We start from the raw sequence: 20,628 nt of genomic DNA on the forward strand, positions 1-20,628 counted from the left end.
GTGGGCGAGCTGGTCGGCGGGGCTGTCGGGGCCTGGCCCGACGACGGCGCCGAGGGCGAGGGCTGGGTCAGGCTGGGCTGCGGCTGCGAGGGCTGCGGCGACGAGATCGAAGTGGACGACGTGCGCACGCTGAACGGCGCCGGGCTGGAACTGCTCGTCGACGCCGCCGTCGAGGAGGCGGCCGAGCTGGACGGCGTGGCGGGGGAGTCCGACGAGGTCGTGCTGGTCGGCGCGGTGACGCTGACGAAGCCGGGCGCGGCCCCGCTGCTCGACCCGGGCGCCAGCGGCGCGACCCGGTTCGGCGCGCCGTCCAGCAGCGTCGTCCCCGAGCCGGCCGGGCCGCCGTGCAGGATCCCCGGCGCGACGAAGGCGAACGCCGCGATGGCCGCGGTGGACAGGCTGCCGATGGCGATCGGCGCCGGGCGCAGCGGGCTGAACGGGCTGCGGCCCCGGTGGCGCGCGCTGTAGGAGCCGGCGCGGATGCCGGCTTCCTGCCACGTGCGTATGTCCATGCGCTGTCCCCCTATCGCTCCGAGCGCCCGAAGTCACCAGATGGTACCGCTGGGGCCCGGGAGGTGTAAGGGAGTTCGCGGACTATCAGAATGCTGTGACGAATACCTTCCCTGATCCGCCCCCGCCGGTCACGAATAGCCGAAGTCCTGAGTCCACCACGGACCGTTCGGCCCGAACTGCACCCCCACCCCGATGGCCTTGGACGAACAGCTCAGGATGTTGGCGCGGTGGCCGGGGGAGTTCATCCACGCGTCGACCACGGCCTGCGGTGTGGCCTGGCCCATCGCTATGTTCTCCGCCGACGGGTCGGAATACCCCTTGGCCTGGATGCGGGTCCACGGGGTGACACCGTCCGGAGTGTTGTGCGCGAAGTAGTCCCGCGCCCGCATGTCGACGCTGTGCCCTATCGCCGCTGCCCGCAGCCGGGAATCGTCGCGCAGCGCCGGGCAGCCGTGCGCCACCCGTTGATCGTTGGTCAGCGCGACCACTTGAGCTTCGTATGAGGCTGCCTCGTCCGGGGACGCCTGAACCGCCTGCGGGACGCCGCCCGGGCCGGATGTGGGCGTGGACGTTGAGGCGGCCGTGGAAGTGGTCGTGGAAGTCGTCGTGGAGGTGATCGCGGATCCGGTCCCGGTCCCGGACCCGGTCGGGCTCGTCGCCGTGGTCCGCGCCGGGAGCCCGGCGGCCGCCGAGCGGCTGGCGTCCCGGGACACCTGCGATTCGGTCCGGCCGGCGCTGCCGGTCGCCAGATCCGCGGAGGTGGTCGGCACCGGTGCCGGGGCATTCCCTGAGGAGCTCCCCGAGGAGTCCAGCGGGGCGGTCGGCGCCGAAGCGCCGGGGGCGAGCGCGACCTCGTCGTTCTGCCGCGCCCGCAGCATCAGCGGGACCGTGATCGCGAGCCCGGCGACCACCGCGGTGACCGCCGATCGGCGCAATCCTCCGCGCCGGCGCGGGGCCGTGCGGCGGTGGCTCGCCGGGCGGCGTGCGGCCGGGGTCTCGGCCCCGGACCAGTCCTCGGAGTACCCGGACCGGTCCTCGGAGCGCCCCGACCGGTCTCCGGAGTACCCGGACCAGCCTTCGGAGTACTGAGAGGTCCCCCGAATGGGTATATCTTCTGCCGAGACGTACCACTCGGTCGGAGGGCCGGCGTACCGGTCCCCGTCGTCAAGCACTGAGCCCATACCGCCAAGCTACAAAGGGTCTTTAGGCCGTTCGAGTGACTTGGGCAAAGCTTTGCGGACCCCACCCCCCGCGGACCTCGAACCCGGACCCCGCCAGGGTGAATTCCCGCTCCGCGTAAGGCGGATACCGCGCGGATAAAGCTTGACGGCCGGGTGCCCAAAGTGATCGAGTGGCTGCACGGCCCGCGCGGTCCGCTTTGCGGTGCCCTGCTTCGTGTTGACCCAAGACCCCATTCGGTGCGACCCTGGTAGTCGCGCACTCCTTTTTGTCGGCGCGGTATGCCCTGTGGTGAAACCGGCTAAACACCGGGCCTCATCGCCGATCCATAACGCTCCCGACGCTGCCCTTGCAGCCAGTGCGCAGCACGGCACCACCTGTCTGGCAGGTTGACACCTACAGAGGTTCTGGCGAAGACGCCAGACACTCATCGTGAAGGACCCTCACTATGGCTAAGGCGCTTCTCGGGCATGTCGCTGCGGTGGACCACCGCATGGTCGCCGAGATGAGGCGGCTCAAGCAGCGCGTCGTCGATCTGGAGGCGTATGTGTCGCGCCTCGAGGACGAGAACGCGGTGCTGGCTGCGACGAAGTACAGCTCGAACGAGCTGGACTCCGAATTCAGCGAGCTGGAACGCGAACCCGCTCTGACCCGCTAGTCCCACTCCAAGCGGCATCTCCACTCGACGACGGCCGGCGTGTGCCCACCTCAAGCGTGAGCCACGTCGCCTCGTCATACTTCTGCCCCGCAGCCCGCCCGACGTTGGAGCGACCTCCGGCGTCCCTCGCGCTGGAGGGGGTACGCTCGCCATGAGCCTCGCCGGGCGCCCACCTGGGACGTCGGCGGGCGAGGCGTCAATCGGACCCCATCACCAGGCCCGTCGGCCGGGCAGCGCAGGAGAGTGTCGCCGCACGTGTACCTGAAGACCCTGACCCTGCGCGGCTTCAAGTCCTTCGCCTCGGCCACCACCCTGCGCCTGGAACCCGGCATCACCTGTGTGGTCGGCCCCAACGGCTCGGGCAAGTCGAACGTGGTGGACGCGCTGGCCTGGGTGATGGGCGAGCAGGGCGCCAAGTCGCTGCGCGGCGGCAAGATGGAGGACGTCATCTTCGCCGGCACCACCGGCCGCGCGCCGCTGGGCCGCGCCGAGGTGGCGCTGACCATCGACAACGGCGACGGCGCGCTCCCCATCGACTATTCCGAGGTCACCATCTCGCGGATCATGTTCCGCAACGGCGGCTCGGAGTACGCCATCAACGGCGACCCCTGCCGCCTGCTCGACATCCAGGAGCTGCTGTCCGACTCCGGCATCGGCCGCGAGATGCACGTCATCCTCGGCCAGGGCCGGCTGGACGCGGTGCTGCAGGCCAGCGCCGAGGACCGCCGCACCTTCATCGAGGAGGCCGCCGGCGTCCTGAAGCACCGCAAGCGCAAAGAGAAGGCGCTGCGCAAGCTCGACGCGATGCAGGCCAACCTGACCCGGCTCACCGACCTCACCGGCGAGCTGCGCCGTCAGCTCAAGCCGCTGGGCCGGCAGGCCGAGGTGGCGCGCCGGGCCGTGGTGATCCAGGCCGACCTGCGCGACGCCCGGCTGCGGCTGCTCGCCGACGATCTGGTCGGCATGCGTGAGGCCTTCGAGCAGGAGGCCGCCGACGAAGAGCAGATGAAGGTCCGGCGCAAGCAGCTGGAGCACGAGTACGCTTCAGCCCAGGCCCAGGAATCCGAGCTCGAACAGCGCGGCGCGGCGCTGGTGCCGTATCTGGCCCAGACCCAGGAGACCTGGTACCGCCTCAGCTCCCTGAAGGAGCGCTACCGCGGCTCGGCGCAGCTGGCCGTCGAGCGGGTCCGCAGCGCCTCCCGCACCGCCCCCGAGGAGCGGCACGGCCGCGACCCGGAGGAGATGCAGGCCGAGGCCATGCGCATCCGCGAGGAAGAGGCCGAACTCGCCGAGGAGATCGCCGAGGCGCAGGAGACGCTGGCCGGCGCGGTCATGCAGCGCACCGACGCCGAGACCGCCCTGCAACAGGAGGAGCGGCGGCTGGCCGCCTCCGTCCGGGCCGCCGCGGACCAGCGCGAGAACCTGGCCAAGCTGGACGGCCGGGTCGGCGCGATGCGGTCCAAGGCCGCCGCCGCCGACGCCGAGATCGGCCGGCTCGGCACCGCCGCGGAGGAGGCCCGGGGCCGGGCCGCGGGCGTGCAGCGCGAGTACGACGAGCTCAAGACCGAGGTCGAGGGCCTGGAGACGGACGGCGGCGGGCTGGACGACGAGGTCGAGCAGGCCTCGCAGGCGCTGTCGGAGTCCGAGGAGAAGCTGACCGAGCTGCGGGCCGCCGAGCGCGAGGCGCAGAAGGAGCACGCCGGCTTCGCCGCCCGCAAGGAAGCCCTCGAACTCGGGCTGAACCGCAAGGACGGCGCCGGCGCCCTGCTGGCCGCCACCGACCGGCTGTCCGGGCTGCTGGGCAGCGTCGCGGCGATACTGACCGTGGAGTCCGGCGCCGAGGCCGCCGTGGCCGCCGCGCTCGGCCACGCCGCCGACGCGGTCGCGGTGACCAGCGTGGACAGCGCGGTGAACGCGATCCGGCTGCTGAAGGCCGAGGACGCGGGCCAGGCCACGGTGATCGTGGGCGGCGACGTCTCCTACCCGGATGACGGCGAGTGGCCGCAGCTGCCCGAAGGCGCCCGCTATGTCATCGACCTGATCCAGGTCCAGGAAGAGCTGCGCCCGGCCTTCACCCGGCTGCTGAACCGGATGGCGGTCGTCGAGGACCTCTCCGAGGCCTCCGAGCTGATCGCCCGGGCCCCGGACGTGCGGGCCGTGACCCGGGACGGCGACGTGCTGGGCCGGGACTCGGCGCGCGGCGGCTCGTCCTCGGCGCCGACCCTGCTGGAGGTCCAGGCCGCGGTCGACGAGGCCGCCGAGAAGCTCTACGAGGCCGGCGCCCGCGCCGAGCGGCTGCGCACCGAGTTGGAGTTCGCGACCGCCGAGCGGCAGACCGCCAAGGCCCGGGTGGACGCGCTGATGGCGCAGCGCCGCGAGGCCGACAGCCAGAAGGCCGGGGTCGCGCAGCAGCTGGGCCGGCTCGGCGGCCAGGCCCGGGCCGCGCTCGGCGAGGTGGAGCGCTTCGTCGCCGCGATCGAGAAGGCCGAGGAGGCGCGCGACCGGGACCTGGGGCAGCTGGAGGAGCTGGAAGGCCAGCTGCTCGAAGCCCAGGAGGCCGCAGCCGCCGCCGAAGAGCTCGAAGACGCCTCGGGCACCGACCGGCGTGACGACTTCGCGCAGGCGGCCACCGCCGCGCGCACCGCCGAGATGGAGGCCCGCCTGGCGGTGCGCACCGCCGAGGAGCGGGCCCGCGCGCTGGCCGGCCGGGCGGACCAGCTGGACCGGGCCGCGCAGCAGGAGCGTGAGGCCCGCGAGCGGGCCATAGAGCGGGCCGAGCGCCTGGCCGAGGAGGCCGAGGTGGCGCGGGCCGTGGCCCACGGCTTCGAGCAGGTCATCCGGCACCTGGAGCAGTCCCTGGCGCTGGCCCAGGACCGCCGGGAGCAGGCGGAGCGCTCGCGGGTCGAGCACGACGCCGAGATCCAGGTCATCCGCACCCGGGTCCGCGAACTGTCCGGCGAGCTGGAGAAGCTGACCGACTCGGTCCACCGGGACGAGGTGGCCCGGGCCGAGCGCCGGATGCGCATCGAGCAGATGGAGGAGAAGGCGCTGGCCGAGCACGGCGTCGAGGCCGACGTCCTGGTCGCCGAGTACGGCCCGGACGTGCCGATCCCGCCGACCGTCGAGGGCGACATCGCAGTGCCCTACGACCGGGCCGAACAGCAGCGCCGGCTGAAGAAGGCGGAGAAGGACTACACCGCCCTCGGCAAGGTGAACCCGCTGGCCCTGGAGGAGTTCGCAGCGCTGGAGGAACGACACCAGTTCCTGTCCGAGCAGCTGGAGGACCTGAAGAAGACCCGCAAGGACCTGCTGGACATCATCAAGGAAGTAGACGACCGGGTCGAGCAGGTCTTCACCGAGGCCTACGCCGACGTGGCCCGCGAGTTCGAGGGCGTCTTCTCCCGCCTGTTCCCCGGCGGCGACGGCCGCCTGATCCTCACCGACCCCGACGACATGCTGACCACCGGCATCGAGGTCGAGGCCCGCCCGCCGGGCAAGAAGGTCAAGCGCCTGTCCCTGCTGTCCGGCGGCGAGCGCTCCCTGACCGCCGTGGCCTTCCTGGTGTCCATCTTCAAGGCCCGACCCTCGCCCTTCTACATCATGGACGAGGTCGAGGCGGCCCTGGACGACACCAACCTCGGCCGCCTGATCAACATCATGGAAGAGCTGCGGGCCACCTCGCAGCTGATCGTGATCACGCACCAGAAGCGCACCATGGAGGTCGCCGACGCGCTGTACGGCGTCACCATGCGCGGAGACGGCGTCACCACGGTCATCAGCCAGAAGCTGCGGGACAAGAAGACCGGGGCCATAAGCGATGCGCCCAAGGTGGTGCCTGCGCAGGCGGCGGCTGAGGCGGCGGAGGTCGCTGAGGCCGCCAAGGCCGAGGCGCCGGCGGAGCCGACACGGGCCGATCTGGAGAACGAGACGGTCTGACCGACGCGGAAGTCCTCAGACTTCGGCGTGGTACCGCCCGTGCAACGGCATCGGCGCGGGGTCCATGACGTCGCTGATCATCTTCGACAGGTCGGCGTCGGTGTCCTGGTACGCGTTCTTCGCCTGCTCGGCGAACGTGCCGAGGGTATCGATGTCCGTCATCAGAAGGCTGCGGAAGTTGTTCCAGTCATCACCCATGATGCGGGTCGCGTCCGCGAGGCCTTGGTGCCCCATGGCGGCCGCGTAGCTGTCGACGTGGTTCGGGAGGTCGCCCAGTTCGGTTCGGAGCCGGCTCAGGAGTCCGCTCAGGTCGCTCAGTTTGCCGAGATCGACTTTCAGTTGGTCGGACATGGCATCCTTTCCGTGGCTGGCCCTGGATAGCGCAGGTCAACCGTTGGTCGCCGACGGGAAGCCCGGGATCGGAAACTTCTTCATGTAGTCCTCGTAGGTCTGGCTGTTGATGTCCGGGTGCTTTTGCAGGTAGCCCTCGAACGTCCAGCCGCCGCAGACGGCGGGGTAGACCTCGGGCTGGTGCGGGAACTCGGTTCTCATGAACAAGGACTCCCATTGGGCCATCGTCATCCCGCGGACGGCGATTTGTGGGCGGTCCTCGTTCCCGGCGAACCACTTTTCGAAATCCAGGCTCGACCCCGGTCGTCCTTGGGTGAACAGGGTATTCAGTTCGGCAAGGGCGTCTGGATCTTTTACGGCGTTTTCGGCGTGGAACCCCTCGACGACCATGTCTTCGAGGATCAGCTCGGGCACCCACTTCGCAGGGATGCCGCAGCCCTTGATCGGTTTCTGGGCTTGAGGCTTCGCTGGCGAACTGTCTCCGCAGCCGCACAGGAATATCGCCATCGCGCCGCCGAGAGCGACACAGGCGGTCCTCGTCCCAAGCCTCATCATTGCCCTTTCTGCCATCCGAACCGGCCGAGCATGTCGGTCTCAAGGCCGGAGAGTTTTTCGCCGCCGAGCGTGAACCTGTCCTCGCTGGCGCCCCAGACTTTGTCGAAGTCAAGGTTTCCCTGCACGTTGCCGTTCTCGAGGACTGGCGCCAGCGAGGCGAGGTCCGCGTCAGTGGCCCTCCCCGAGTCGACATAAGCCTGGAGCAGCATGATCTCCATCGTTCGCTCCTCGCCGACGTATTGCTCGTGCAGGTCAGCTTGAGCCTTCTGGACGTGACCGGTGTCGAACCAAGACGGGAGGACCGGCCCGAGGAGCCCGGCAATCGGCTGCCCGTAGTTACTGGACGTCGAATCGAGATGTTCGTTGCCGTAGCCGCCGGCAAGGATGTTGACCACTAGCAAACGGTCGGCTGCGTCGGCATCCTGTGCCGAAGCCGCATCCGTGACCAGATCGCCTTCGACGGTGTTCACAGCGCCGTACAAGCTGCTCAGATGGTGGTAGTCGTAGAGTGGTTGGGCTTGGGGATCTTTGCCGTATGCAGCTAATGCGGCGACCACTTGCTGTGCGACGGTCGCCTTGTAGGACCCGATCGAGTTGGCGTCCGGATAGGCAAGCTTGAGGAGGTTTGTCAGATCGTCCTGGCCGATTTTGACCGTCGGTGGTGGTGCCAAACTCAGCCCCCGATCGGACGTGCCCAGGACCTGCGATAAATCGGCCATGTAGTTCACTGTGTAGCTTTGCAGCGCTTTTTGCACCGGACCGCCGGCCGACCCTCCATTGGCCTGCTGATAGTCGATGAACGACGTCATGATGTTCAACGTCCCCTGCATCGCGGTCATATCGGTGCGATCCGGAGGTATGCCGCACGACAACAGGAACTTGGCCACCGCCGCCTGCTGGGCGGCGAGGTCTTGATTGAGATGTTGCGCCGGCACCGCCATGCCGATCGCCGCCAGGTTCATCGCGAACTGGCTTGCTGCTGGAGTGCCGTCGCCGAGGGCGAGCCGGACGGCTCCGGGGTTTTCGGAGACCCGGTTCAGTACGGCGGCGAACGCGTCCTGCCCGGGCGGGAAGATGAGGCCGTTCGCGTCCTTGTTGTTGATGAGGCTGTCGGTGAGGTTTCGCGCCAGTGTCGCGAGCAGGAGCTTGCCCTGGTCATCGCCGTACGCGGCGCCGTCGGGGCCGTATTGGAGCAACATCGCCGTCGACCACGCGTCTTTCGAGGACGTGAGCTGCGTGAACGCGGTAGGAGACAGCGAGTCGGACTTGACCGTGGCCGCGAGGGCGGCGCCGAAGGCGGCGAGGGTGGTCTGGGACGCGGCGTCTAGTGGGCGCGTGTGGTCGCTCGGCATTGGCGGCGGTGGGTTGCCCCGCAGCAGGCTGGCGATGCCGCCGAGGCTCGCGCCGGACTGGTTGACGACATCGGTGACGAAGCCGGGATCGTTGGCGCGGCGGTCGAGGTCGGCGGCGACGCGAGTGACGATGGCCTTGGCCTGGGGATCGTCGGGGTGTGCGAGCGCCCATGTGAGTTGCTGTGCGTCGTTGTAGGCGTCGAGGCGGGTCTGGACGGTCTCGCCGGCTTGCAGCGCGGGACCGGCGTCTGAGATCCCGGTGGCGGTCGCGAGGTAGTCCAGCTTCGCAGCGGCTTGGGACGCTGCGGCGTCGCGGTCCGCGATCACGTGGTCGAGGGCGACACGGGCCTGGCGCAGTTCCAAGCCGAGGTCCGAAACCCCCGGGACCGCCTGCGTCTCCTCAGCCACGTCCGGCGTGAGGTGGTTCGTGACGTAAGCCGTCATGATGGGCCCAGGCGGATTGAGAAGCGGGTTCGTTCGGGCCAGGTTCGTGATGTCGTCACGGGCTACCTGTGCCTTGAGCAGGGATTTCCCCGCCGCTGACTGGAACCCGGCCAGCGCGACCGCGTAGCCGGTGCCGGTGGTCGTGCCATAAGTGTCGGCCGCCGTGCGGAACCGATACGCCGCCTGGCGGCACCGGGCGGCCACGGAGTCGACGAGGTGCTTGAACTCCAGGCCGGCAGCCGAGTTCCAGAATTCGTCGACACAGGTCTGGCCCAGTTGGTCCGCCGTGGCATCGAGCCTGTCGGCCAGGGTGCCGGACCATGCGCCCAGGTCGGCTATCTCGCCCAGGTCTCCCGGTGTGGGATCCGTGTCGGCCAGCGGTTGCCAGTCGCTGGGTCTGTAGTTGTCGCCATCGGCGCTTCTCAAAGAACCCCCCGTACGTCCAGCGACTCCCTCGCTGTGAAACCCGTGCACGAACCTACTTATACGAATCCTGAGACACTATCCCTCCCCGGCTAGACTCTTACCCGAAATTGCGCGGGCTGGCGAGGAGCCCAGTTGAGGTCAGGCCGAGAACGCCATGGAAGACGAACCGGTCTGACCCTTACCCTGCTGCGATGACCACTGGGGAAATACGCCTGACCGAAGACGTCGCCCTGCGGCCGGTCCGGCTGACCGACGCCGCGGCGTTCGCGCGGGCCTACAAACGCAATTTCGACCACCTGGAGCGGTGGGATCCGATCCGGCCCGATGAGTTCTACACCGAGGCCGGCCAGTACTCGCGGCTCAGGAACTTCGATCAGCAGCGCGGTGCGGGGCAGGCTGAGCGCTGGGTCTTCGATCGCGGGGACGACGAGGTGTACGGCAGCGTCACGTTGTCGAACATCGAGTTGGGCATCTTCCTCAATGCCCGGATGGGCTATTGGGTCGACGTGGCGCTGATCGGCAAGGGGCTGGCGACCGCGGCGGTCGACGCGGTCTGCGACCACGCCCGTCAGCGGTGGAACCTGCACCGGGTCGAGGCGGGGACGAACGTGGAGAACGTCGCCTCGCAGCGGGTGCTGGCCAAGTGCGGGTTCGAGGAGATGGGGGTCTCTCGTTCGCACTTGTATATCAATGGCCGGTGGGCGGACAGCAAGCAGTTCTACCGGATCCTGCACACCGACGAGATCTCGCGCTAATTCCCTCGCTCCCGCCGGCCGAACCGGCCCCGGGCGCGGTTCGGCCTCGACGGCCCAGCCCTCTCAGATGGCTCAGATGGCTCAGATCCCGTCCAGCTCCAGGTTCACCGGCGTGCCCTCGCGCAGCGAGCGGCTGACCGTGCAGTGCCGCTCCTCGACCCGCTCGGCGACGTCGTGGAACACCTTCGCCGCGTCCGCGTCGTCCGCCGGCAGCTCCACCGCGTAGCTCAGGGTCACCGGCCCGAGCTTGTTCCGCTCGACCTTCTCCGAGGTCGCCGAGGCGGCCAGCTTGGTCATCCGGTGCCCGCGCTGCGCCGTCAGCGGCTCGGTGGTGACGATGTTGCACCCGGCCACCGCGACCAGCAGCAGCTCCACCGGCGAGAAGTTCGGGCCCTCGCCGTTCCCGCTCAGCTCGATGCGGGCGCCGCGGCCGTTGGTGGCGATGTAGTGCCCGTCCTCGGTGCGTTCGACCTTGATCTCATACATGGGAACCAGTGTTCGCGGGGTGCTGCGAAAGGTGCAACTCGGAGTAGGCTCCGCGTCGAATCGACTGATGGGAGGGGTTCTGGTGACGACGGACGTGCCCGAGGCCATGGAAGCGTTCGTGGCCGCGCTGCGTACCGCGGAGGCGTCGTTGCGGGAAGTGCCCGGCAAGCTGGAGGGTGCCCGGGTCCACGATCTCGCGTTCGGGAAGATGTTCGAGGCCACCGAGGTCCGCGACGCCTATCACAACCGGCTTCCGGAGACCGAGAAGGACATCGTCGAGGCCTGCGAGGTCATCGACCACTTCGTCTCCGGGCTGCAGGGCGGGCACGCGATCGGCGCCAATCCGGGCGGCCCGGGCCCGGCGGCGTCGCAGCCCACTGAATGGGCTCCCGGCAGCTTCCCCTGGCACCGCACGATCCCGCGCCAGTCAGGGGGTGCGGACGCGTGAAGGTCATGCTGATCACGGGCCTGAGCTTCGCGGTCCTGATCTTCGGCATGTGGGGGCTGGGCGTCCTGGTGGTCCGCAACCAGCGGCGCAAGATGCAGGATGCGCCCGGGGTGGAGCTGACCGAGCAGATCGAGCAGACCTCGGCCGAGGTCCACAGCATCGAGGAGTTCCTGGCCCGGGCCGAGGCGCTGCCGGAGGGGCAGAAGCCGGAGCCGCGCCCGGAGCACGCGCGCGAACGGGACCAGGAGAAGCTGGAGACCCTGGCCAACCGGCACTTCCCGCATCTGGAGGTCCCCCACCCGCACATCCACCTGGTCGGCATCACCGGGCTGGAGAAGCGGCTGCTGGCCTGGGTCTCGCACCACACCGGCCTGCCCAGCCCGTTCGAGTTCCTGGACAAGCTGACCGGCGACCCGGACGAGCTGGCGCGGGCCGCCAAGGCCTGGGACGCGGCGCACGACCACGTCCAGCAGACCGTGACCGACCTCTGCTCGGCGGCCGCGACCCTGCACAACAGCTGGGCCGACGAGACCTCCGAGCACTTCTACCCGTTGCTGGCCGACTACCTGGCCGAACTCGACACCCTGGCCGAGAACCTGGCCAAGAGCTCTGAGGCGCTGCGCGGCCTGCAAGGCGAGGCGGCGCTTGCCGAGGGCACCATCACCGGCCTGATCAACCTGCTGATCGGCTCGCTCGGCGGCTTCCTGGTCGAGGAGGTGATGTCGGTGGGCACCATGACGCCGGCGGTCGCGGCGCAGGCGCAGGTGGAGATCACCTGGGTGCTGAAGCAGATAGCGATGGCCGCGGGGCGTCTGCAGGGGATATACGCGAACACCCGGCATGTGCTGGACAGCGTGAGCGGCTTCAAGGGCCTCACCCACATGCACAGCTGCTTCCAGATCGACCAGGTGAAGCGGATCGAGCGGTTGGTCGACTCCGAATAGCCGGACAGGCTTCGAATAGCCCGACAGGCTCCGAGTAGCCGGACTGGCTCCGAGTAGCCGGACAGGCTCCGAACAGCTGGACCCGAGCAGAAAGGGCGGCTGGTTTTCCGGCCGCCCTTCCAGCTGGTGTCTGCGCTCCGCTACTGGAGCAGCGCGTCCACGAACGCCTCCGGGTCGAACGGCGCCAGGTCGTCCGGCCCCTCGCCGAGCCCGACCAGCTTCACCGGCACGCCCAGCTCCTTCTGCACGGCCACCACGATGCCGCCCTTGGCGGTGCCGTCCAGCTTGGTCAGCACGATGCCGGTGATGTCCACGACCTCGGCGAACACCCGGGCCTGCACCAGGCCGTTCTGGCCGGTGGTGGCGTCCAGCACCAGCAGCACCTCGTCGACCGTGCCCTGCTTCTCGGCGACCCGCTTGACCTTCCCGAGCTCGTCCATCAGCCCGGTCTTGGTGTGCAGCCGGCCGGCGGTGTCGATGAGCACGGTGTCCACGCCCATCCCGGTGCCCTCCTTCACCGCCTCGAAGGCGACCGACGCCGGGTCGGCGCCCTCGGCCCCGCGCACGGTGTAGGCGCCGACCCGCTGGCCCCAGGTCTGGAGCTGGTCGGCGGCGGCCGCGCGGAAGGTGTCGGCGGCGCCGAGCACCACCGTGTAGCCGTCGGCGATCAGCACCCGCGCCAGCTTGCCGGTGGTCGTGGTCTTGCCGGTGCCGTTCACGCCGACCACCATCGCCACCGCCGGGCGCTCCGGCGCCCCGTCGGCGGCGGGGTGCTTGGCCACCTTCAGCGACCGGTCCAGCGCCGGGTCGATCAGCGCGACCAGCTCCTCGCGCAGCAGCGCGCGGGCCTCGTCCACGGTCCGGGCGCCCTGCACGCGGGTGTGGGTGCGCAGCCGCTCGACCAGCTCGCCGGCCGGACCGACACCGAGGTCGGCCGCGATCAGCGTGTCCTCGATCTCCTCCCAGGTGGCCTCGTCGAGCTTGTCCCGGCTCAGCAGCTTCAGCAGGCCCTGGCCGAGCGTCCCCTGCGAGCGCGACAGCCGCGAGCGCAGCCGGACCAGCCGGCCGGCGGTGGGCTCCGGGACCTCGAGCTCGACCTCGGCGGCCGGTGCCTCGGGCACCGGTGTGGCGGCGACCGGCGGCGCGCGCTCGGCGACGGCGGTCCCCCCGGTCCCGGCCGGTGAGTCCTCTGCCTCGGCCGTCACGGACGGGGCCGCGGGCGGCGGGGCCACCGGACGGCGACGGCCTCGGGCACGGTAGAACAGGGCGGTCGCGCCGACGATGGCTATGGCCGCGATGATGATGCCGATGACGAGGAACTCCATGGGAGACATCCTCGCATGTGGAGCCCGGTGGTTCGGCCGTTGTCGAACGGCCGCCCGCCGGTCAGCCCGCCCGGCTCCCGGCGAACAGTACGCAGGCCCGCCGCTGCTCGGCCCGTCGGCACGCGTACGCCAGGGCTCCCAGCAGCAACCGGGCCGGCGGCAGCACCGTCGTCCGCTCAGAGGCCGCCTTGAGGAATGCCGGTGTCTCCGGGAAAGTCTCCGGCGACCGCACCCACCGCGGACTGCCCGCCGCCGGCAGCGGGGTCTCGGCGGCTAGCACCACGCCGACGGTCCGGATGTCGGTCTCGCCCGGGTCCCAGCCCAGGTCCTTCAGATCCGCGAGGAACGAGGCCGTGGTGCCCGCCTCCACGAAGAACTGCAGCCGCCGGGCGCACCCCGGCTCGTGCCCGGGCCCCGAGGCCTGCACGCTCAGCACCGGCCCCAACGGCGCCCCCACGCGTTCCATCTGCAACAGCACCCGGTGCCCGGCCCCGGCCGGCACGTCTAACAGGTCATAGGCCGCGGGCAGGTGGAGCGCCGCCGTCGGCCGGGCGTGGGGGTGGCGCGCACCCCCCAGGCGAACTCGCATGCATCCTCCAACGCCGACAGCGGTCCCGAAGTCACGCACCATGTCCCGAGCCCAGTCCCGAGCCCAGTCCCGAGCCCAGTCCCGAGCCCATGCCGGCAGGTCCGGCACCGCACCGACGGGTCCCGCCCTGACGCTGCCCGCCCGTGATGGTCGTTAGACCTGTGTTGTCCGACAACTTGTGGTTCGACAAGGTGGCGAACGCTGGCGAATCGCAGTGTTCGAAAACGTTCGGCTGCGGGCATCGTCGCGGTGCGGTTACGTTCTGCAACACAGGGTTTCGCATTCCGGCCGGACCGGCGTGAATCTCCAGGGGGCAACAAAGAATGACCGGCAAGCCGCCCAACGAACTGCTCAATTCTTGGTTCCAACGTTCCGGGTGGTCGAAGGGGGAATTGGCGAGACTGGTCAACAAACGGGCCAGACAGCTGGGCGCCGCCCACGTCTCCACCGACACCTCGCGAGTGCGCCGCTGGCTCGACGGTGAACACCCCCGAGACCCGGCCCCGCGCATCCTGGTCGAGCTGTTCTCCGAGCGCTTCGGCACCGTGATCACCCACGCCGAACTCGGCCTGCGCGAACCCGCGGCACCCCCGGCCACCTCCGGCGTCGACCTGCCGTGGACCGGCCGCCGCTCGATCGAGCTGCTGGGCGACTTCGCCCGCAGCGACCTGATGCTCAACCGGCGCGGGTTTCTGGGCACCTCGCTGTCGCTGTCCGCCGGCCCGTCCCTGATCGAGCCGATGAAGCGCTGGCTCAGCCCGGTGCCGGAGCAGCACTCGGTCAACGGCCGCCCGGCCGGCCGGGTCACCGCCGAGGAGATGGACCGGCTGGAGGAGACCACCCGGCTGTTCCGCAGCTGGGACGCGCAGTGCGGCGGCGGCCTGCGCCGGATGGCCGTGGTCGGCCAGCTGCACGAGGTCACCGAGCTGTTACGGGACAACTACGCGCCGTCCTTGGCGGAGCGCTTGTTCCGGACCGCCGCGGAACTGGCGCTCCTCGCCGGTTGGATGGCCTACGACATAGGCATGCAGCCCTCGGCGCAGCGGTACTTCGTGCTCGCGCTGCACGCCGCCCGGGAGGCCGGCGACACCCCGCTGGGCGCGCACGTGCTGGCCACCATGGCCCGGCAGATGATCCACATCAACCGGGCCCAGGACGCGCTGGAACTGGTGCACCTGGCCCAGTACGGCAGCCACGGCACCACCACCGCGCGGGTGCAGTCGCTGCTGGCCGCGATGGAGGCCCGGGCCTACGCCAACCTCGGCGACAGCGACAACTGCCGCCGGGCCATCGCCGCCGCCGAGGACCTGTTCCCGGGCGATGAGGTGGACCGGTCCCGCAGCGGGGACCCGACCTGGGCCGCGTTCTTCACCGAGGCCGAGCTGTCCGGGGAGAACGGGCACTCCTACCGGGACCTGGCCTACCGCTATCCGCAGCTCACCGAACAGGCCGCGAAGAACATAGACCGGGCCGTGGAGCTGCACACGGCCGACGAGGCCTATCTGCGCAGCCGGGCGCTGAACGTCGTCGGGATGGCGACGGTGCGGCTCCAGCAGCGCGAGCCCGAGGCCGCGGTGGCCCACCTGCGCAGCGGCGCCGAACTGGTGCAGCGGCTGCGCTCCAAGCGGGTCGAGGACCGGCTGCGCACCACCGCCGGCAACCTTCTCGCGCGCTATCCGGACGTGCGGTCGGTGCGGGAGGTCCACGAACGGACCCTCGCGGTGCTGCCGGCCCCGGCGTGAGCGGCGGTTTCCCGCCGGTGCGGACTTCGTGGGAGCTCGTGACAGGAAGCTGACACATGTCCGTTTTGTAACGGACCGATCTCGCCAGACGGGACAAGTTCACCCGGATGTAACACGGGCCGGGCATCTGTCACGGCTCGGAAACACTCGGCGGCGCCCGTGGAAACGGTGCGCCGCCAGGCTCTCTCCCATCGTCCGTCGAATCAGGTGAGGGAGAAGCGATGCCATCCGCGTTCAGCAATGGTGACACCGCTTGGGTGCTCGCGAGTTCAGCGCTCGTGCTGCTCATGACACCGGGGCTGGCGTTCTTCTACGGCGGCATGGTCCGCGCGAAGAGCGTCCTGAACATGCTCATGATGAACTTCATCGCGATCGCCGTGGTGACCATCTTGTGGGTCCTGTACGGCTGGTCCGTGTCGTTCGGCAACGTCGGTTCGGGGGACGGCAGCGGCAACGGCTTCTGGGGCGGCCTGCACCAGTGGGCCCTGCACGACATCGGCCAGGGCTTCGGCACCGGCCACAGCGGCGGGACGCTGTTCGGCGCGACCGGGGTGCCGACCATCGCGGTGGTCTGCTTCCAGCTGATGTTCGCGATCATCACCCCGGCGCTGATCTCCGGCTCGCTGGCCGACCGCACCAAGTTCGTCGGCTGGACCGTCTACGTGGCGGCCTGGGTGACTCTGGTCTACTTCCCGGTCGCGCACTGGGTGTTCTCGCCGAACGGCTTCATCAACAAGAACCTGCACGTCATGGACTTCGCCGGCGGGACCGCGGTGCACATCAACGCCGGCGCCGCGGGCCTGGCGATGGCCCTGGTGCTGGGCAAGCGGGTCGGGTTCGGGCGGGACCCGATGCGGCCGCACAACGTGCCGTTCGTGATGCTCGGCGTCGGCCTGCTGTGGTTCGGCTGGTTCAGCTTCAACGCCGGCTCCGCCCTGGGCGCCAACGGCCAGGCCTCGATGGTCTTCATCAACACCCAGGTGGCCACCTGCACCGCGATGGTCGGCTGGCTGATCGCCGAGAAGATCCAGCACGGCACCTTCACCTCGCTGGGCGCGGCCTCCGGCGCCGTGGCCGGCCTGGTCGCGATCACCCCGGCCTGTGCCTCGGTCTCGCCGCTGGGCGCGATGTTCGTCGGCCTGATCCCCGGTTTCGTCTGCTGCTACGCGATCAACCTGAAGAACAAGCTGGGCTACGACGACTCGCTGGACGTGGTCGGCGTGCACCTGGTAGGCGGCATCCTGGGCACCGTGCTGATCGGCTTCTTCGCCACCAAGGACATGGTCTCCGGCTACAGCAACGGCGCCAAGGCCGGACTGTTCTACGGCGGCGGCGCGAGCCAGCTGCTGTCGCAGAGCGAGGGCGCGGGGATCGTGCTGGCGTACTCGTTCGTGGTTTCCTTCATCCTGGGCTGGGTCCTGAACAAGACCATCGGGATGCGGATCAGCGCCGACGCCGAGGTCGAGGGCATCGACAGCAGCGAGCACTCGGAGACCGCCTACGACTGGGGCCGGCTGGCCGGCTCGCTGCGCACGTCGCTGGCCGGGGCCGGGGAGGCGGCGCCCGCGGCCAAGCCCGCGAAGGCCGACAAGCCGGCGAAGGCCGACCAGGCCGACAACGACGTCACGGAGGGTGTGAAGGCATGAAGCTGATCACGGCGATCGTCAAGCCGTTCAAGCTGGAAGAGGTCAAGGAGGCCCTGCAGCGCTTCGGGGTCCACGGCATCACCGTCTCCGAGGCCAGCGGCTACGGCCGGCAGCACGGCCACACCGAGGTCTACCGGGGCGCGGAGTACACCGTCGACCTGGTGCCGAAGCTGCGGATCGAGGTCCTGTGCGAGGACGAGGACGTCGAGGCGCTGGTGGACGAGGTGGTCAAGGCGGCGGTCACCGGCAAGATCGGGGACGGCAAGATCTGGGTCACCCCGGTCGACGAAGTGGTCCGCATCCGCACCGGTGAGACCGGAGGCGCGGCGCTGTAGTGGACCAGCACCCCCTGAGCCCCAGTGGCGTGGGAGCCGATGGCCGGCCCGGTCAGCAGATCGGGCCGGCCGTCCGGCGTGCGCGCTCGGACGCGGCGGACGCCTTCCTGGCCGCGCTGCTGCCGGACCAGCCGGGCATAGCGCTGGTCGCGGTCGGCGGCTACGGCCGCCAGGAGCTTTCCCCGGGCTCTGATCTGGACGTGGTGCTGCTGCACGCGGCGTCGCTGGCCCCGCAGACCATCGGGCAGATCGCCGAGAAGATCTGGTACCCGGTCTGGGATTCGGGCGCCAAACTGGACCACTCGGTCCGCACCGTCGAGGAGGCCCGGGAACTGGCCCGCACCGACCTGGCCGTGGCCTCGGGTCTGCTGGACTCGCGTCTGGTGGCCGGCGACGCCGGCCTCGTGGCCGCGATCCGCGCCCAGGTCTTCGCCGACTGGCGCCGCGACGCCCCCCGCCGCCTGCGCGACCTGCGCGAGGAGTACGCGGCGCGGGTGGCGCGGCACGGGGAGCTGGCGTACCGGCTGGAGGGCGACCTGAAGGAGGCGCGCGGCGGACTGCGCGACTCGACCATGCTGCGCTTCATCTCGGCCACCTGGCTGGTGGACGTGCCGCACGGGGCGCCGGAACGGGCCCGCGAGTTCCTGCTGGACGTGCGGGACGCGCTGCACACCGTCTCGGGCCGCGCGCTGGACCGCCTGCTGCTCCAGGAGCAGGACGGGATCGCGGCGCTGCTGCGGGACGCCGGGGTGCTGGGGGAGGAGGATGACCGGACCCTGACTCAGCCTTTCGAGGACAACGAACTGTTCGCCGCCGACCTCGGTTCCGCGGGCGACGCGACGGTGATCCTGCCGACCGGCGGCGAGGAATCCAACGCGATCACCGGCAGCGCGGACCTGCTGACCTCAGAGCTCTACACCACCGACGCCGACCTCCTGTTGCGCCGAGTGGCCGAGGCCGCGACCACCATCTCCTACGCAGCCGTTGCCGCCTGGCGCCAAGTGGACGCCGCCTTCGCCGCGCGCAACCCCGCCCGGCGTCCGGTGCGCAATCCACTCGCCGACGGCGTCGTGGAACAGGACGGCGAGGTCTACCTCGCCCGCGCCGCCGCCCCCGCGCGCGACCCGGTCCTCGTGCTGCGCGCCGCCGCCGCGACCGCCGAATCAGGACTCTCCTTCGCGCCGAACACCCTGCGCCGCCTGGCCGAGGAGTCGGCGCCGCTGCCGCGCCCCTGGCCCCGGGCGGCGCGCGAGGAGTTCGTGACGCTGCTCGGCGCCGGCTCCGGGCTGATCCCGGTCTGGGAGGCGCTGGACCGCTCCGGCGTCCTGCACTCGCTGCTGCCCGAGTGGCGGCGTATCAGGTCCCTGCCACAGCGCAACAGCCTGCACGTCCACACCGTCGACCGGCACACGCTTCAGGCCGTCGTCGCGGCCGCCGACCTCGCGCGCCGGGTGGACCGGCCCGACCTGCTCCTGGTCGCCGCGCTGCTGCACGACATAGGCAAAGGCCTGCCCGGCGACCACTCCGAGGTCGGTGCGGAGCTGACCGGCGAACTGGCCCCGGCGCTCGGCTTCGGCCCCGCCGATGTCAGCACCCTGACCGGTCTGGTCCGGCACCATCTGCTGCTCCCCGGCCTGGCCACCGCCCGCGACCCCGACGACCCGGCCACCCTCGACACGCTCCTCAACGCACTCGCCGAGCTGGCCGCCCCGCGGCTGGAGGCGCTGCGACTGCTGCGCGCGCTGTCCGAGGCCGACAGCAAGGCGACCGGACCCGCGGCCTGGAACCCCTGGCGCGCCGGGCTCTATCACGGCCTCACGGTCCGTGCCGAGGCCGCGCTGCTCGGCTTCGACCCGCCGCTCGCCGAGCCCTCGGACCCGGCCCGCTCCGCGGCCCTGGCAGCGCGCAGCAGGAACGATCCGGACGGCATCGTCGTCGAACTCGAAGACGCGCAGACCGTCTCGGTCGCGGCCCCGGACCGGATAGGCGTCCTGGCCGCGGTCGCGGGCATCCTGGCCCTGCGCCGCCTGACCATCCGCGCCGCCACCACCGAGACCGTGGACGGCGTCTTCGTCCAGCGCTGGCTGGTCGCCGCCGACTGGAGCACCGCGCTCCAGGACCGGCTACGAGAGGACGTCCGCGCGGCCCTGGCCGGCACCCTGGACGTCGCCGCCCGCCTGGCCGCCCGCGAGGCCGGCGAACGCCGCAACCGCCTGGTCGCCGCGCCGAGCGTGGCCGTGCTGCCCGGAGCCTCGGCCTCGGCGACCGTGCTGGAGGTGAAAGCCCGAGACGCGCCAGGCCTGCTCTACCGCGTCGCCTCGGCGCTCGCGGGCACCGGGGTCTCGGTGCGCTCGGCGCGGGTCTCGACGCTGGGCGCCGAGGCGGTCGATGTGTTCTACGTAGTGACGGTGGCTGGCGCGCCGCTTTCTGATGACGCGGCGGAGCGGGTGGCTGGCGCTGTGGGTGAGGTGCTGTAGTGGGGCGCTGTAGTGAGGTGCGTTAAGAGCGCTAGAGGCTACTAGTGCCGTGCTGAGGCAGGGCTGCGGGATTGCGGGATTGCGGGGTTCTGGAAGCGAAGGTGGGCACGGGGCGCGCCGCGAGGGTTGTTCGGGGTTCGGGTTGTTTTGGGGGGCTGGAGTTTGTGGGCCGGGTTGCGGTTAGTCTGTGGCTTTCAAAGCTTTTTACGGCCTTCGGTCATAGTTGTGCCGGTTCGGGGTTCGAGTCGGCGGGTGTGCTTGTCGGCTGCCGGTTCGCGCGTTCACAACCCCGCCGCACCTCAGGCCTCTTCAACTTCAGTAAGCCAGTGCAAGGTCAAAAGCTAGCCGGAAAATGAGGGTGACCCAGGGCACCATGAGATGGCCCGGCCTCCCAGGCGATGTTGGTGCAGATGACAGTCAAGGATCCGTGCCGTCGCGTGAAGCTTCGGGTTCAGTTCGCGAACCGC

General features: G+C 70.3%; 17 protein-coding genes and 1 pseudogene. 11 read left to right on the plus strand and 7 right to left on the minus strand.

Translation table 11 applies throughout. The annotated features are described in order from the left end of the window. A pseudogene (locus KGQ19_RS37895) lies at positions 1–468 on the plus strand (hypothetical protein); the annotation flags it as partial. 173 nt (positions 469–641) lie between these two features. Here KGQ19_RS37895 and KGQ19_RS37900 read toward each other — a convergent pair. Continuing rightward, on the minus strand, positions 642–1,001 hold the full coding sequence (locus KGQ19_RS37900) for a CAP domain-containing protein (RefSeq protein ID WP_212018431.1): 360 nt from the start codon (positions 999–1,001) through the stop codon (positions 642–644). A gap of 76 nt (positions 1,002–1,077) precedes the next feature. Between KGQ19_RS37900 and KGQ19_RS37905 the strand changes: the two genes are divergently transcribed. The 3 genes from KGQ19_RS37905 to smc all read left to right on the plus strand — a co-directional run bounded on the left by KGQ19_RS37905 (position 1,078) and on the right by smc (position 6,286). Beyond that, positions 1,078–1,602, plus strand: coding sequence for a hypothetical protein (locus KGQ19_RS37905; RefSeq protein WP_212018433.1), 525 nt, complete (start codon positions 1,078–1,080; stop codon positions 1,600–1,602). Between the two features lie 538 nt (positions 1,603–2,140). Then, the gene (locus KGQ19_RS37910) at positions 2,141–2,350 is read left to right on the plus strand and encodes a hypothetical protein (RefSeq protein WP_194898995.1); all 210 of its coding nucleotides are present in this window, start codon (positions 2,141–2,143) and stop codon (positions 2,348–2,350) included. Between the two features lie 255 nt (positions 2,351–2,605). Then, positions 2,606–6,286, plus strand: coding sequence for a chromosome segregation protein SMC (gene smc, locus KGQ19_RS37915; protein WP_212018435.1), 3,681 nt, complete (start codon positions 2,606–2,608; stop codon positions 6,284–6,286). 15 nt (positions 6,287–6,301) lie between these two features. Here the strand turns inward: smc and KGQ19_RS37920 are convergent, their stop codons facing one another. The 3 genes from KGQ19_RS37920 to KGQ19_RS37930 are packed head-to-tail and all read right to left on the minus strand — an operon-like array spanning position 6,302 to position 9,414. Beyond that, the gene (locus tag KGQ19_RS37920) at positions 6,302–6,637 is read right to left on the minus strand and encodes a DUF6317 family protein (protein WP_212018437.1); all 336 of its coding nucleotides are present in this window, start codon (positions 6,635–6,637) and stop codon (positions 6,302–6,304) included. Between the two features lie 36 nt (positions 6,638–6,673). Then, entirely contained in the window at positions 6,674–7,144 is a 471-nt protein-coding gene (locus KGQ19_RS37925) for a hypothetical protein (protein WP_212018439.1), read from the minus strand. Positions 7,145–7,188: 44 nt separating this feature from the next. Beyond that, positions 7,189–9,414, minus strand: coding sequence for a hypothetical protein (locus KGQ19_RS37930; RefSeq protein WP_212018442.1), 2,226 nt, complete (start codon positions 9,412–9,414; stop codon positions 7,189–7,191). Between the two features lie 191 nt (positions 9,415–9,605). Here KGQ19_RS37930 and KGQ19_RS37935 point away from each other — a divergent pair, with 191 nt between their 5' ends. After that, a complete protein-coding gene (locus KGQ19_RS37935) occupies positions 9,606–10,169 on the plus strand; it encodes a GNAT family N-acetyltransferase (RefSeq protein ID WP_212018443.1) in 564 nt (187 codons plus the stop codon). Between the two features lie 81 nt (positions 10,170–10,250). On the opposite strand, the gene KGQ19_RS37940 is transcribed toward KGQ19_RS37935, so the two are convergent. Further along, positions 10,251–10,655: an OsmC family protein gene (locus KGQ19_RS37940; protein WP_212018445.1), complete on the minus strand. Its 405-nt coding sequence runs from the start codon at positions 10,653–10,655 to the stop codon at positions 10,251–10,253. Between the two features lie 67 nt (positions 10,656–10,722). Here KGQ19_RS37940 and KGQ19_RS37945 point away from each other — a divergent pair, with 67 nt between their 5' ends. Both KGQ19_RS37945 and KGQ19_RS37950 read left to right on the plus strand, forming a co-directional pair. After that, positions 10,723–11,103: a hypothetical protein gene (locus tag KGQ19_RS37945; protein ID WP_212018447.1), complete on the plus strand. Its 381-nt coding sequence runs from the start codon at positions 10,723–10,725 to the stop codon at positions 11,101–11,103. A 5-nt stretch (positions 11,104–11,108) separates the two neighbouring features. Next, positions 11,109–12,047, plus strand: a complete 939-nt coding sequence (locus tag KGQ19_RS37950; RefSeq protein WP_230420061.1) for a WXG100 family type VII secretion target — start codon at positions 11,109–11,111, stop codon at positions 12,045–12,047. A 140-nt stretch (positions 12,048–12,187) separates the two neighbouring features. Here the strand turns inward: KGQ19_RS37950 and ftsY are convergent, their stop codons facing one another. Together ftsY and KGQ19_RS37960 are read right to left on the minus strand one after the other, a co-directional pair. Further along, entirely contained in the window at positions 12,188–13,372 is a 1,185-nt protein-coding gene (ftsY, locus tag KGQ19_RS37955; protein WP_212018451.1) for a signal recognition particle-docking protein FtsY, read from the minus strand. 61 nt (positions 13,373–13,433) lie between these two features. After that, complete coding sequence (locus tag KGQ19_RS37960; protein WP_212018453.1) at positions 13,434–13,961, minus strand: hypothetical protein; 528 nt, start codon at positions 13,959–13,961, stop codon at positions 13,434–13,436. A gap of 323 nt (positions 13,962–14,284) precedes the next feature. On the opposite strand from KGQ19_RS37960, the gene KGQ19_RS37965 reads away from it, so the two are divergent. The 4 genes from KGQ19_RS37965 (at position 14,285) to KGQ19_RS37980 (ending at position 20,161) form a co-directional block, all read left to right on the plus strand. Further along, positions 14,285–15,703, plus strand: coding sequence for an NsdA family TPR-like regulatory protein (locus KGQ19_RS37965; protein WP_212018455.1), 1,419 nt, complete (start codon positions 14,285–14,287; stop codon positions 15,701–15,703). 221 nt (positions 15,704–15,924) lie between these two features. After that, positions 15,925–17,349, plus strand: a complete 1,425-nt coding sequence (locus tag KGQ19_RS37970) for an ammonium transporter (RefSeq protein ID WP_212018457.1) — start codon at positions 15,925–15,927, stop codon at positions 17,347–17,349. Then, positions 17,346–17,684, plus strand: coding sequence for a P-II family nitrogen regulator (locus KGQ19_RS37975; RefSeq protein ID WP_212018459.1), 339 nt, complete (start codon positions 17,346–17,348; stop codon positions 17,682–17,684). The genes KGQ19_RS37970 and KGQ19_RS37975 overlap by 4 nt, the downstream gene beginning before the upstream one ends. Before the next feature lie 29 nt (positions 17,685–17,713). After that, a complete protein-coding gene (locus KGQ19_RS37980) occupies positions 17,714–20,161 on the plus strand; it encodes an ACT domain-containing protein (protein ID WP_212018461.1) in 2,448 nt (815 codons plus the stop codon). Positions 20,162–20,628 lie beyond the last annotated feature (467 nt).

Source organism: Catenulispora pinistramenti, from assembly GCF_018274385.1.
GTDB classification, from domain to species: domain Bacteria; phylum Actinomycetota; class Actinomycetes; order Streptomycetales; family Catenulisporaceae; genus Catenulispora; species Catenulispora pinistramenti.

Bases quoted from the DNA above. Each gene is read 5' to 3' on its own strand.
- KGQ19_RS37910 (WP_194898995.1), top strand. From the start codon at position 2,141: ATGGCTAAGGCGCTTCTCGGGCATGTCGCTGCGGTGGACCACCGCATG.
- KGQ19_RS37920 (WP_212018437.1), bottom strand. From the start codon at position 6,637: ATGTCCGACCAACTGAAAGTCGATCTCGGCAAACTGAGCGACCTGAGC.
- KGQ19_RS37925 (WP_212018439.1), bottom strand. From the start codon at position 7,144: ATGGCGATATTCCTGTGCGGCTGCGGAGACAGTTCGCCAGCGAAGCCT.
- KGQ19_RS37935 (WP_212018443.1), top strand. From the start codon at position 9,606: ATGACCACTGGGGAAATACGCCTGACCGAAGACGTCGCCCTGCGGCCG.
- KGQ19_RS37940 (WP_212018445.1), bottom strand. From the start codon at position 10,655: ATGTATGAGATCAAGGTCGAACGCACCGAGGACGGGCACTACATCGCC.
- KGQ19_RS37945 (WP_212018447.1), top strand. From the start codon at position 10,723: ATGGGAGGGGTTCTGGTGACGACGGACGTGCCCGAGGCCATGGAAGCG.
- KGQ19_RS37950 (WP_230420061.1), top strand. From the start codon at position 11,109: ATGCTGATCACGGGCCTGAGCTTCGCGGTCCTGATCTTCGGCATGTGG.
- ftsY (WP_212018451.1), bottom strand. From the start codon at position 13,372: ATGGAGTTCCTCGTCATCGGCATCATCATCGCGGCCATAGCCATCGTC.
- KGQ19_RS37960 (WP_212018453.1), bottom strand. From the start codon at position 13,961: ATGCGAGTTCGCCTGGGGGGTGCGCGCCACCCCCACGCCCGGCCGACG.
- KGQ19_RS37965 (WP_212018455.1), top strand. From the start codon at position 14,285: ATGACCGGCAAGCCGCCCAACGAACTGCTCAATTCTTGGTTCCAACGT.
- KGQ19_RS37970 (WP_212018457.1), top strand. From the start codon at position 15,925: ATGCCATCCGCGTTCAGCAATGGTGACACCGCTTGGGTGCTCGCGAGT.
- KGQ19_RS37975 (WP_212018459.1), top strand. From the start codon at position 17,346: ATGAAGCTGATCACGGCGATCGTCAAGCCGTTCAAGCTGGAAGAGGTC.